Source organism: Methanomicrobiales archaeon (assembly GCA_030019205.1).
GTDB lineage: Archaea > Halobacteriota > Methanomicrobia > Methanomicrobiales > JACTUA01 > JASEFH01.
Window position 1 is genome coordinate 1 of record JASEFH010000035.1, and the last position, 11,555, is coordinate 11,555.

The 11,555-nt window shown below is 66.2% G+C and carries 14 protein-coding genes and 2 pseudogenes; 9 read left to right on the forward strand and 7 right to left on the reverse strand.

Annotated features, from left to right (window positions below; all coding sequences use genetic code 11):
• The 6 genes and pseudogenes from QMC96_12605 to QMC96_12630 form a co-directional block, all read left to right on the forward strand.
• Positions 1-233 (forward strand): hypothetical protein (locus QMC96_12605; protein ID MDI6877598.1); only part of this gene is annotated, 233 nt, incomplete at its 5' end.
• A 2-nt stretch (positions 234-235) separates the two neighbouring features.
• Positions 236-562, forward strand: a pseudogene (locus QMC96_12610) (carbon monoxide dehydrogenase).
• Between the two features lie 112 nt (positions 563-674).
• Positions 675-1,171 (forward strand): annotated as a pseudogene (locus QMC96_12615) (hypothetical protein).
• A 29-nt stretch (positions 1,172-1,200) separates the two neighbouring features.
• Complete coding sequence (locus QMC96_12620; protein ID MDI6877599.1) at positions 1,201-1,536, forward strand: cupin domain-containing protein; 336 nt, start codon at positions 1,201-1,203, stop codon at positions 1,534-1,536.
• A gap of 3 nt (positions 1,537-1,539) precedes the next feature.
• On the forward strand, positions 1,540-1,818 hold the full coding sequence (locus QMC96_12625) for an NAC family transcription factor (protein MDI6877600.1): 279 nt from the start codon (positions 1,540-1,542) through the stop codon (positions 1,816-1,818).
• Between the two features lie 32 nt (positions 1,819-1,850).
• On the forward strand, positions 1,851-2,114 hold the full coding sequence (locus QMC96_12630) for a hypothetical protein (protein ID MDI6877601.1): 264 nt from the start codon (positions 1,851-1,853) through the stop codon (positions 2,112-2,114).
• Between the two features lie 1,732 nt (positions 2,115-3,846).
• Here QMC96_12630 and QMC96_12635 read toward each other — a convergent pair.
• Both QMC96_12635 and QMC96_12640 read right to left on the reverse strand, forming a co-directional pair.
• Positions 3,847-4,593 carry a hypothetical protein gene (locus QMC96_12635; GenBank protein MDI6877602.1) on the reverse strand — a complete coding sequence of 249 codons (747 nt, stop codon included), beginning with the start codon at positions 4,591-4,593 and terminating at the stop codon, positions 3,847-3,849.
• Between the two features lie 67 nt (positions 4,594-4,660).
• On the reverse strand, positions 4,661-4,948 hold the full coding sequence (locus tag QMC96_12640; protein MDI6877603.1) for a hypothetical protein: 288 nt from the start codon (positions 4,946-4,948) through the stop codon (positions 4,661-4,663).
• A 183-nt stretch (positions 4,949-5,131) separates the two neighbouring features.
• Here QMC96_12640 and QMC96_12645 point away from each other — a divergent pair, with 183 nt between their 5' ends.
• Positions 5,132-5,917 carry an FHA domain-containing protein gene (locus QMC96_12645; protein MDI6877604.1) on the forward strand — a complete coding sequence of 262 codons (786 nt, stop codon included), beginning with the start codon at positions 5,132-5,134 and terminating at the stop codon, positions 5,915-5,917.
• Positions 5,918-7,600: a serine/threonine-protein kinase gene (locus tag QMC96_12650; GenBank protein ID MDI6877605.1), complete on the forward strand. Its 1,683-nt coding sequence runs from the start codon at positions 5,918-5,920 to the stop codon at positions 7,598-7,600. It begins immediately after the preceding gene.
• A 326-nt stretch (positions 7,601-7,926) separates the two neighbouring features.
• Here QMC96_12650 and QMC96_12655 read toward each other — a convergent pair whose 3' ends face one another.
• Genes QMC96_12655 through nifS form a run of 5 tightly spaced genes read right to left on the reverse strand, consistent with a single transcriptional unit; the run spans position 7,927 to position 10,996 of the window.
• On the reverse strand, positions 7,927-8,292 hold the full coding sequence (locus QMC96_12655) for a molybdenum cofactor biosynthesis protein MoaE (protein MDI6877606.1): 366 nt from the start codon (positions 8,290-8,292) through the stop codon (positions 7,927-7,929).
• A 37-nt stretch (positions 8,293-8,329) separates the two neighbouring features.
• Complete coding sequence (locus QMC96_12660; protein ID MDI6877607.1) at positions 8,330-8,608, reverse strand: MoaD family protein; 279 nt, start codon at positions 8,606-8,608, stop codon at positions 8,330-8,332.
• 1 nt (position 8,609) lies between these two features.
• Entirely contained in the window at positions 8,610-9,356 is a 747-nt protein-coding gene (locus QMC96_12665) for a HesA/MoeB/ThiF family protein (GenBank protein ID MDI6877608.1), read from the reverse strand.
• 19 nt (positions 9,357-9,375) lie between these two features.
• A complete protein-coding gene (gene nifU, locus QMC96_12670) occupies positions 9,376-9,810 on the reverse strand; it encodes a Fe-S cluster assembly scaffold protein NifU (GenBank protein MDI6877609.1) in 435 nt (144 codons plus the stop codon).
• The gene (gene nifS / locus QMC96_12675) at positions 9,797-10,996 is read right to left on the reverse strand and encodes a cysteine desulfurase NifS (protein MDI6877610.1); all 1,200 of its coding nucleotides are present in this window, start codon (positions 10,994-10,996) and stop codon (positions 9,797-9,799) included. Before nifS ends, nifU begins: the two co-directional genes overlap by 14 nt.
• 165 nt (positions 10,997-11,161) lie before the next feature.
• On the opposite strand from nifS, the gene QMC96_12680 reads away from it, so the two are divergent.
• Entirely contained in the window at positions 11,162-11,479 is a 318-nt protein-coding gene (locus tag QMC96_12680; protein MDI6877611.1) for a transcriptional regulator, read from the forward strand.
• Positions 11,480-11,555 lie beyond the last annotated feature (76 nt).

The window sequence follows — 11,555 nt, forward strand, 5'->3', positions numbered from 1 at the left end:
AACTCGGCATCTTCCCCGCCGGCATCTACCACGAGGTGGTGCTCGCCACGGGCTCCGGCCTGACCAGCGTGGACGGCTACCAGGTCAGCCTGGCCAAAAAAGCGATGCGACTCTCCATCGCGATGGCCTACCAGAGCCAGATCGTCCTGGAGCACCTGCAGGACGCCCTCTTCGGCGTGCCCCGCCCCATCCGGTGCGGGCGGACCTCGGGGTGCTGGATCCCGATTACGTGAACGTGCTCCCGAACGGGCACGAACCGTTCCTGGGATTCGCTCTCGTGGACCCAGCCCGGAGGCCGGAGTGGCAGGAGAAGGCGAAGGCTGCGGGAGCAAAGGGTCTCCGCATCATCGCGAACATCGAGACCGGCCAGGAGATGATCCAGCGCTGGCCCATGGACTACGTCTTCTACGGCTACCCGGGGAACTGGATCACACAGGAGGCGGTCCTCGCGACGGGATGTGTCGATGTATTCGCGGCGGACATGAACTGCTCGCTCCCCCTGGATCCCCGCTACGCGGAGAAGTACCGGTTCCGGCTCGTCCCGGTCAGCGAACCGGTCGCGTTCGAAGGGATCGCGGGGCGGATCGACTACGATCCGGCGAAAGCCGCGGATCAGGCGGCCCGGCTCCTGCACCAGCCTGCGGGACCACGGCCAGGACGTGCACAGCGTTGCCGTGGCGGAGGGGCTGATCCAGCGCGACATCCTGGTGCTCTCGATGGGCTGCGGGAATGCCGCGATGCAGGTTGGCGGGCTCTGCGCTCCCGAAGCAAGAGAGCGGGCGGGGGCGGGCCTCGGGGCGTTCTGCACGGCTCACGGGATCCCACCGGTGCTCACGGCACCTGCACGGATACCGGGCGGTGCGCGGCCCTGCTGTATGCCATCAGCGAAGCGCTCGGCGGCGTGCCGGTCCCCGACCTGCCCGTCGTCGCTGCCGCTCCGGAGTACATGGAGCAGAAGGCGACGATCGATGCGATCTTCGCGCTCGCGCTCCTCCCCACCCACGCGAACCCGGTGCCGACCGCGAGCGGAGCGCCCGGCGTGATACACCTCCTGACAGAGGGCCTGAAGGGGATGACCGGCGGCGCCCTGCTCGTGGAAGGGGATGCGGCCGCGGCCGCCGATGCCATGCTGGCGCATATCGAGGCGAAGCGAAAGAACCTTGGGATCTAGGTTGAAAGCATAGGATACAGAGGAAGGGTATGGCAGAGAAGAGTCGCGACGAGATCCGCGGGAAACCGCTGGCGTTGAAAGACCTGGTCGCCTACCAGGACGGAACGGTCGCCAGCCGCATGATCGTGAACAAACCCGCGGGCAGCATCACCATCTTCGCCTTCGACGAGGGGGAGGGGCTCTCCGAGCATACGGCGCCCTACGATGCCGTGGTCACGATCCTGGACGGGGAGGCCGAGGTCTGGGTGGCCGGCACCACCTACGCGATGCGGGAGGGAGAGACGATCATCTTCCCCGCCAACGCCCCCCACGCCCTCTCGGCGACGACGAGGTTCAAGATGTCCCTGACCATGATCCGGGAGTGATCCATGACGGAGGAGAAGGAGGGGAGGTACTGCTCCATCTGCGGCGGCATCCCGCCGCACGAGATCAAGATCCGCAAGATCCTGGTCGAGGGAAAGGAGGTGGGCATCGACAGACTCGACTGGATCCTGGAGGATGTCCGCCGCCTCCACCTGAAGGACGAGGCCGAGATCGGGGAGGAGATCCTGAAACGGGTCCGCCAGTTCAACTACGTCCCCACGAAGAAGACCTCCGCGTATGCCGATGCGCTCCTCCGGGAGTACCGGGGGGACGGACAGGGATAGGCTCTTGACCGCAGACGTGCAACTCCTGGATCATGCCCGGCATATTCTCCGGTTGCCCCGGTGCGGCAAACCTCCGCACGCCGACTCTCTCGATCAAGAAGTGCCCCCGGTGCGGGGAAGAGGTGGAGCTCTTCAGCAACGACCGCGAGGTGGCGTGCAGCCGCTGCGGGTTCGTCGTCTACAACGACATCCTGTCCTGTGCGCAGTGGTGCCGCTACGCGCGGGAGTGCCTGGGGGAGGAGGTCTACGGGAAACTGGCCGGGTCTCCCGAGCGAGGGAAGGAATCGCAGCGGTAACGCACGCGTTCGGCTGTGCAGAATTCTTCTGAACGCGGTAAACCGTCTTTTTTTATCCCCGTATTCTGGTTATTCGCGGCCATCGTGCCATCTCTTAGCCACCGCGACGGGTCTCGCGCCAAGGGTGTCCGGCGGCCCCGGTTCACGCCATGTCCACAACGGATAAGACCCCGTCTTCCCGGAGGGGCAATTTCACTCCTGTACGAGCATCTTCGATGAGGCGAATAAAGGGTCTGAACGGGGAGATCGGGCCGACCACAGCGGGAGTCCGTGCTCCTCGGGGAGACGGGGGGATCCGCGGCGGCGTCCTCGACGTCGGGCGAGGGACAGGGGGAGAATGCCCTCCCTCTCGCTGAGCGCGGTCACAAGGTCTGGGGAGCGGATTCTGTGCCGGGGGCGATCTTCCTGTCGCGTTCCTGATGCAGGATGCCCTCGATATGGAGAATTTCAGCCGGGCCATCGATACTATTCATCTGCGCCGGTCTGTTCCCCGCCCTCTCCGACCCCCGATCGCCTGCGCTTCGCCCGGAGTCTCGCCGCTGTCATGCGGCCGGGAGCGACTAACCTCATGCTCGCCTACAGCGAGCTCGAACCCGGCGAAAACGGCCCCCCGGGTCACGCAGCAGGAGATCCGGGCGACTTTCAAAGACGGATGGCGGATTGCCCGGATCCGAGCCGCGGTCTTCGGGGATCGGTGGCATCCGGGCGGGTACCGAGATTGGCTGTCGTCTATCACCCGTGTTTGACCTTCCCGATCGAGAATGCCCGTAATCCCTGACATCGCCTCCAGGAGATCCATGATACTTCGGTAATCCCTGCCCGGGATCTCTTTGAACAGGATCGGGGGGCGGATGCTGGTGCTGGGTATAGGCTTTTCGAGAATATTTGCGCCCCCTTTCGAGGATCCGGTGCCCGGGCCGGGCGGCAGATCGCGCGTCGTTCGCGGGCGTCCGAAAAACTCATAGCTCATGGGCCCTGAAGAAATCCCAAAACCTTCATTTTGCCTAGATTCGACCGAAATATCTGGGTTGCGCCGGCCCCGGATCATTCCATGCCCATAACAAGCAAGGAACCGCCACTTCAGTCGTCGAACAGGCATATCGGAGTACCGGAGATTCTTCTGTCAGGGGAACGGAACTCGCGGATCCCCCCTCGATTCGCGGGGAACGCCTCGCCGCCACCGTGCGGAAGCTCCGGCGCAGGGATGGCGGTGCCGCCGACGCCGTCCCGGCGGCGCTCGCGGGATTGCCCCCCCTTTCTCGCTGCGGACGAGATCGAAGCATTCCGCAACCGCTGCCCGACCCTGACCTGTACCGCAGGCTGCTCGAACCGCGAACGCAGCGCCGGGACGGTGGAGCTGCGGAGGCGCACGGGAATCGGGGCTCCCGGATGCCGTGCACTCCCGGTCGATCGTGCTGCACTTCCCCCGAGGCGCTCCTGCATCGGGAGGGAGACATAGCCCTTCTCCTTCAGGAAACCCGCCGCATCCCGGATCGCGATCCCGGAGTTGCGCTGGCGTCCGGTCTGCGGGCGGTGACGCGGTTGGAGAGCGATCGCTCCCCGGTCTTCAGCGGGACGGGTGATGCCCGGGAACGCCGTGCCGATGGCGGCCCCGCAGACGGGGATAACAAGGTGGAGAGGGCAGGGATCGGACTGGCTCGGGGGCGCCAGATGCCGTGGAAGATGCCGTATGGCGGAGCTCCCGCCTGAGGCGAATTGAAAAAGAGGGAGATCACTTCCACAGCCAGCCGATCAGACCTTTATCCTCCCTCTCCTGCCGGGCCAGGTTCTGGAGCCGATCCTGCTCCTGCGCCATGACCTGCAGCTGCTCGCGGAGGGCTGCCCGCGCATCGGGGTCGCAGCGGCACTGGTCCACCAGCTGCTCCATCTGGCGGATCCGCTCCCGGTTCCGGATCACCTCGCGGTCGATCTCCCCGGCCGCTCCTTCGTCCCCGCCCGCAAAGAACCGCACCACGGCATTCCGCTCCCGGATCCGCTCTTCTGCACGGATGGTCGCCTGGACGGAGTTGTCGAACTCCTGTGCGATCGCCGAGACGTTCTGGCCGATGCCATCGAGTTCGTCCTTCATGAGAAGGAGGGCGTGCACCGCGAGCCGCACGCGGTTCTGGTTGGCCAGGATCTCGCGGTTCTGCAGCGGCGACTGGTTCGTCTCCTGCGCGAGCTGGTGCTCGCGGTCGCGGATCTGCTGGCGGAGATCCGTGCCGTTCCGGGGCGGGATTCGGTCCGCGGCACCGCCCGCCTCCGTCTCGTTGCGGAACCGCTGTTCGGTCTGGTTCTGGAATCCCGCCGCTGTCTCGTCTCCCTGCCGCAGTTCCGTCTCGTTCCGGATCCGGGACTGCGTCTGGTCCGCGGCCCCCCCGGGACCGCTGCCGGCGTCGCCGCTCGCGGCCAGGGCGCCGATCGGCGCCGCGGCCAGGAGCAGCATGCCGATGAGTAGAATCGAAAGTACAGTTCTCATGTGCCAACCTCCTGCAGGAATTTCATCTGCCTGCAGATACTTTTACTTTTTTCATGAGGGGGGACGTTCAGGCGGTCCGCGGACAGCGGTCGCCGCTCCCGTCCCGCAGCCGCTGCCGATCGCAGTCCCCCCGCTCGGTTCCATAGCGGTGCATGGCCTGCTCCGCCTCTCCGCCCCCGGAGGCCTCTGCGGAGGCGGCGATCCGATGGCGGTACTGGTGCTCCCCGCAGTCCGTGCAATTCCCTGGATTGCCTTCGGGCGCGTTCCCCCCGCCGGCGGCGCTTGCCGGCAGTGCGGCTGCCACGAGAAGCAGGAGGACCGCTCCGATTCCGATCGCTGCAATGCGTCTGTTCATGCTGTCGACCACCGGAAGGGTATGAGACCCTTCGTACCAACCATGGGATCGGGCGGGAGAAATATTCCTACAATGCCCCCGATTCCCGGGTGGGACCGGGCAGTCCCGTGGTGGAACTGCCGGAGATCGTACAAAGAACAATGACAATGGAGCGCAATAGTAGTACGTACCGGACGTGCAGGCATGGAGCGGACGGAGAGGAAGGGCGAGAAGACCCTTGCCGTGGACTACGATGCGGACTTCCTCGAGGATCTCTCGGAGTACCTGGAGGTGCTCGGCCACCCCCAGCGGCTGAAGATCCTGCGGGCGATCGAGGAGGAGCCAAAGGACATCCGCACCATCGCCGAGGAGACCGATGCCACCTACGAGAACACCAAGAAGCACCTCTACCGGCTCCTCGGTATCGGCCTCGTGAGGAAGGAGGCCGGTTTCGGCCAGCCCACATCCCGGGGGATCCTGCCGGTCTGGAAGTTCTCGCTCATGCCGGGAGCCATGGAGCGGATCCTCCGCAACCTGGGGATCTTCTCCGCGGTGCGGAGTGCCATCTCGGATGCCGCGGTGCGGCGCAGGATGGAGGATCTGCGGGACGAGATCGGAAGGACCCTTGCCAGCAGCCGCGCAGCGCTGGTCGTGGTCTCCGGCCCGCAGGACGGGCTGGTCTTTCCCCTGGCCGGCGACCGTATCCGCATCGGGCGCGGCGAACCCGGTCAGACCCCGTCGGACACGGACCTGGCGCTGGCCCCGGCCTACGCGGCGGTCACCCGGATCTCCCGCCCGCATGCGGTGATCTTCCGGGAGGGAGGCCGCTGGTTCATCGAAGACCGGGGGAGCAGCGGGGGCACCCTGCTGAACGGGCGAGCCCTGTTGCCGGAGCAGGCGGTGCCCATACGAAACGGGGACGTGGCGGAGCTGGGCAGGGGTCCGCACACCGCCCTGATCGTCCTGGTGGACCTCCCCGGGGAGGGCTAGATGCGCCTGCGGCTCTGTGCGCTGGTCTGCCTTGCTGTGGCAGTCCTCTGCGTCGCTGCCGCTCTGGCCGCCGGACCTCCCGAGGCGCCGAACCGGGGGGTGCAGAACGGCTCTGCCGGCTCGCCCGGCACGCCCGGAGCGCCCTGGAGGGAGACAGCGGATGACAGTCCCCCGTCCCCCGATGGTACCGGGAATGCCGATCGGACTCCCCTGCAGGATACCACAGCGAACTCTCCCGCTCTGGAACCGACACCGCAGCCGACCCTCGCGTCGGGGACCACAGAGGCGCCGTCCTCTGCACGGCTGGCCGAGCCGTTCGGACAGGCCGGCAGCTTTTCGTTCAGCCGCCTGGGCCTGGCGGTCCTGGGGGGAGGGCTCCTGGGCGCGGTGGTGCTGGTCCTGGACTTCTCCCGGCGGCTGGGGCTTCCCGGGAACCCGAAACGCTGGAGGGCTGCTGCCGTACTCTACCTGATCCTCGCCGTCCTCACCGCTGCCTCCCTGTACGCCGCGGATCTCCAGGAGCGGGGGTGGTCGATCCTGGTGCTGGCGCTGGGGGTGTCGCTGGCCGTAGCCGCCCTCGGGCTCGGCATCGGATTCCTGTGGGGGCAGCGGCTTTCGGGCACCCTGGGGTATCATGCGGGCGCCTCCGCCGTCATGGCGCTGGCGCTGCCGTATCAGGTCCTCGCACCGCCGGGCCGTGCGGATGCCGCGGTTCTCATGGGGGCGCTGTTCGCCGCCGCTGCCGTTGCATCCCTCTGGCAGGTCCGTTCGCTCCCGCGGGAGGGCGCAGTGGAGCCGGCAGGATCGGAGACGGTTGTGGGGACGCAGCCGCAGCCTGCGGCCGAGATTCCGGCGGCGCTCCGCAACGCCTATTCGGAGATCACGCCCATCGCGGCAGGCGGGCTGGCGCAGGTCTACCGAGCGCGGAGAGACCGCGACGGGCAGATCGTGGCGATCAAGATCCCGCTGGATGCCAGCGAGACGACCGGCGCCTGCTTCATGCGGGAGATGCTGGCATGGAAGGACCTCGAGCACGAGAACATCGTCCGCATCACGGGGGCAAACATCCTGCCGATCCCGGCCGTGGAGATGGAGTACGTGGAGCGGTCGCTGGCGGATATAGAGAAACCTGTCAGCGTCTGTGAGGCGGTGCGGCTGGTTCGCGGGATTGCAGAGGGGCTTGCCTACGCCCACCGGCGGGGCGTGATCCACCGCGACATCAAGCCCGAGAACATCCTCCTGACGGCGGACGGGACACCGAAGATCACGGACTGGGGTATGAGCCGGATCCACGCCGCCTGCCGCCTGCCGACCCTGGTCGGCTTCTCGCCCTCCTATGCAGCACCCGAACAGGTGGCGCCCTCCCGGTTCGGGGATACCGACCGGCGGACGGACATCTTCCAGCTGGGCGTCGTCTTCTATGAACTCGTCACGGGGCGGCAGCCGTTCGGCGGAGAGGGGATCCTGGAGATCACGTCGGCAATCCTGGAAAAAGATCCCGTGCGGCCAACGGATCTGGTCCCGGCGTCGGCTGCCGTGGAGCCGATCATCTGCCGCTGCCTGAAGAAGGGCCCGGATCAGCGCTACCAGTCGGCTGAGGATCTCATCCTGGATCTGGATCGCATCGGGGATGCCACGCCTGCAGGGGGGAGAACCGTCTCTCTGGACGGCGACGCTCGTTAGCAGGGAACAGGACAGATCCAGTTTCGTACGGGTCTGCACTCCGCCCGGTTCGGCCCCGGGGAGCATCGGCGAGACTGCGATCCCGCCGCCCTGCAGCGCCGTCCGGACACTCCAGACACGCGAGCGAAAAGACGCCCTGGAGTCCGGGATTGTGAGCCTGTAAAATTGCCCTCGCAGCAGTGCTATACCCGCAATCCGTCCATGCCCTCGGGTGAGGGATCGGGGGCGCTCGAATGCGCCGCATGTCGTACCGGTGAGCAGGACCATTCACGCGGATATCCGGGAGGAGCACAGATTCTCGACGGTATAAGAGTCATACGTTCCTTTCACGGTCCCGGATTCCCCTCCGCCCATCGCGCGCCCCGGGGCGCGATCTCCTTCTTCCAGACGGGGATGCGCTCCTTGATCCGCTCCAGGATGGACTCGCAGCCTGCAAATGCCTCCTTTCGGTGGGCGGCACCGACGATGATGGGCAGGATGCTGTCATTCACCTGAAGCGAGCCGATGCGGTGCACGACGTCCACGGAGCGAAGGCGGAATCGCTCCGCCGCTGCATCCCCGATCGGATCGAACTCCCGGACCGCAACATCCCCGTTGACCTCGAGCTCCATCCGCTCGAGGCCGTTGTCCCGCACGATCCCGGGGAAGGTCACGATCGCCCCCATGGCAGGCGTCTTGGCTTCCGCGATCATCCTCCCGGCATCCGCCATGCGTAAGCCGGATCATGGATCAGCCTCCGGCGACCGGCGGGAAGACGGCGATCTCATCGCCGTCGTGCAGCAGGGTTTCCGCTGCTTCTGCATGGTCCACCCGCCGCCGGTTCCGCATCAGGATCACGTAGTCCCGGAGAGATTGGTTCTCTTCGAACAGCGCTTCCCGGGCCTCCGGCGAGCGGCTCCCCAGGACATTCAGGAGATCCCGGAGTGTTGCTCCCTCCGGCAGCTCGATAATGCTCTGCTGCCCGAACAGGTCCTGAAACCGGGCAAAAGCCCTGACAGTCACGATCACGCTATTTCGCTCCATGTGCTGATATCACAGCGGCGCACTCCGCACAGCTGGGATTCCGCTCAACGGCAACCTCCTCCATCACCGACGCCATGCCGTTCCACAGGAGCAGGCGGTTCTCAAGGAGGCTCCCGGTGTTGAGGAAGTACTTCAGCACCTCGTTCGCCTGCACCAGCCCGATGATCCCCGGGGCGGTCCCGACAACCGGAAACACGTCCGCCGGTGGCGGGCGCGGGAAGATGCAGGCGAGGCAGGCGGTCCTGCCCGGCAGGATCGTGGTCGCCTGCCCGTCGAATCCGCGGATCGCGCCGTGGAAGAAGGGGATGCCCAGATCCAGAGCCGTGCGGTTGAGGAGGTAGCGGGCCGCATAGTTGTCCATCGCATCCACGATCGCAGCGGCATCCCCGACCAGCTCCCGCACGTTCCCCGCATCCAGCGTCTCCTGGATCACCTCGACCTCGATATCGGGATTGATCCGCTCCAGCTTCTCCCCGGCCGACTGGACCTTGGGTCTCCCGATATCGATCTCCCAGTGCAGGATCTGGCGGTTCAGGTTCGTCCGCTCGACCACGTCGCTGTCCACCAGGCGGATGTGCCCGATCCCGGCGGCCGCCAGGTAGATCGCGATCGGCGAGCCGAGCCCGCCGGCCCCGGCGATGAAGACCCGTGCCCGCTTCAGCCGCTCCTGCCCCTCCTCACCGAAGAGCAGGAGCTGCCGCCGGTAGCGCTCCCGTTCCCGTCCGCTCAGCATACCCGGATCCGCTCCGCCATCAGGGCTCCTCTGCCTCCCCCGTGTGGAGGGCGTGGTGGGCGCCCCGCTCCTCGGGCCAGGGTTCGAGGCCCTTTTTCGTGCGGTAGTCGTTGATCGCCTTGTGGATCCCCTCCTCCGCCAGCACCGAACAGTGCATCTTCACGGGCGGGAGCCCCTCGAGCGCCTCGGCGACCGCGGCGTTCGAGACCTCCCAGGCCTCCTCGAGCGTCTTGCCCTTGATCAGCTCCGTCGCCATGCTGCTGCTGGCGATCGCCGCACCGCAGCCGAACGTCATGAACTTCGCATCCACGATGCGGTTCTCCTCGACCCTGATGAAGATCTTCATGATGTCGCCGCAGACGGGGTTCCCCACCTCGCCGACACCGTCGGGATTCTCCATCACCCCCACGTTCCGGGGGTTCATGAAGTGGTCCATCACTTTACTGCTGTACATGCTTCTCCTCCTCGCGGTACTGGTGGTACAGGGGGGACATCTCCCGCAGGCGGGAGACGACCTTCGGCAGAACGGACAGGACGTAGTCCACGTCCGCGTCGGTGTTCTCCTCCCCGAGCGTCAGCCGCAGCGACCCGTGGGCGATCTCGTGGGGAAGCCCGATCGCCATCAGCACGTGGGAGGGCTCGAGCGATCCCGAGGTGCAGGCGCTCCCCGTGGAGGCGGCGACTCCGTAACTGTCCAGCAGGAGCAGCATCGACTCCCCCTCGACGAAGCGGAAGGAGATGTTGACGTTGTTCGGGAGCCGGAGCTCCGGGTGGCCGTTCAGGCGCGTGTGGGGGATGGTGGAGAGGATTCCGGATGCGAGCCGGTCCCGCAGGGCGCGGATCCGCGCAGTCCGCCCGGGGATGTCCGTCGTCGCCCGCTCGATCGCTCTGCCCAGGCCCACGATGCCGGCGACGTTCTCGGTGCTCGCCCGCCGCTTCCGCTCCTGCCCGCCGCCGTGGAGCAGGTTGTCGATCCGCACCCCTTTGCGGATGAAGAGCGCCCCCGTCCCCTTCGGGCCGTAGAACTTGTGGGCGGAGAGGGAGAGGAGGTCGATCGGCATCGCCCGCACGTCGATCGGAACCGCCCCGATCGCCTGCACCGCATCGGTGTGGAAGTAGATCCCGCGCTCGCGGGCGATCCTCCCCAGCTCTGCAATCGGCTGGATGGTGCCGATCTCGTTGTTGGCGGCCATGATCGAGACCAGGATGGTCTCGTCTGTAATCGCCTTCTCCAGATCGCCCGGGTTCACCAGGCCGTCCGCATCCACGGGCAGGTAGGTGACCGGGAATCCCTGCTTCTCCAGCCACTGGCAGGGGTGGAGGACCGCGTGGTGCTCGATCGCCGAGGTGACGATGTGGCTGCCCTTCCTGCGGTTGGCGAACGCCACCCCCTTGATCGCCCAGTTGTCCGCCTCCGTCCCGCCGGAGGTGAAGTAGATCTCCGCCGGATCCGCCCCGATCGCCGCCGCCACCTTCTGCCGCGCCAGCTCCACCGCCTCCCGCGCCTCCCGGGCGATGCGGTAGAGGGAGGAGGGGTTGCCGAAGTTCTCCGTCAGGTAAGGGCTCATCGCCCGCACGACGTCGGGATCGGTCGGGGTGGTGGCCGCATGGTCCATGTACACGAGCCGCTCTTCTGCCATGGTGCTCCCGTCAGGTACTGTTATAAGCCCCTTCCATGTTAAGATTCCCGATGGGGACATGCCCCACCCGCCCGCTGCGGCAAGTGTTTTATACTCGCGAGGCCAATCACAATTGTGAATTCCACACAATATTCAATATTGTGAGCCCTTAAATGTTGTGATACCATGAAAGTCCCCTGCCAGATTATCGTATGGGATGTGCTTCCGGCGATTCGGGCGGCAATCGCCGAAGAACTGGTACGAAGCGGCGTCTCTCAGCTCGAGGCGGCACGGATGCTGGATATGGCCCCCTCCGCGGTCTCGCAGTACCTCTCGAAGAAGCGCGGATACCGCATCGTTTTCGAGGAGGAGGTGAAGACCTCCATCCGCCAGCTGGCGCAGGACCTCAGGGACGGTAGAGTGCAGGACCTGGGAAACCGCATCTGCGAGATCTGCCAGCAGCTCCGGGGAGAGGACGGCGGTGAAGGCCCCTGTGGCATGTAGGGCTCCGTCCTCTCCACCGAAGCAGGTCCAGGGCTTTCCTGCTCGGACTGGAGAGCATGGCGTCGAACCGGATTTG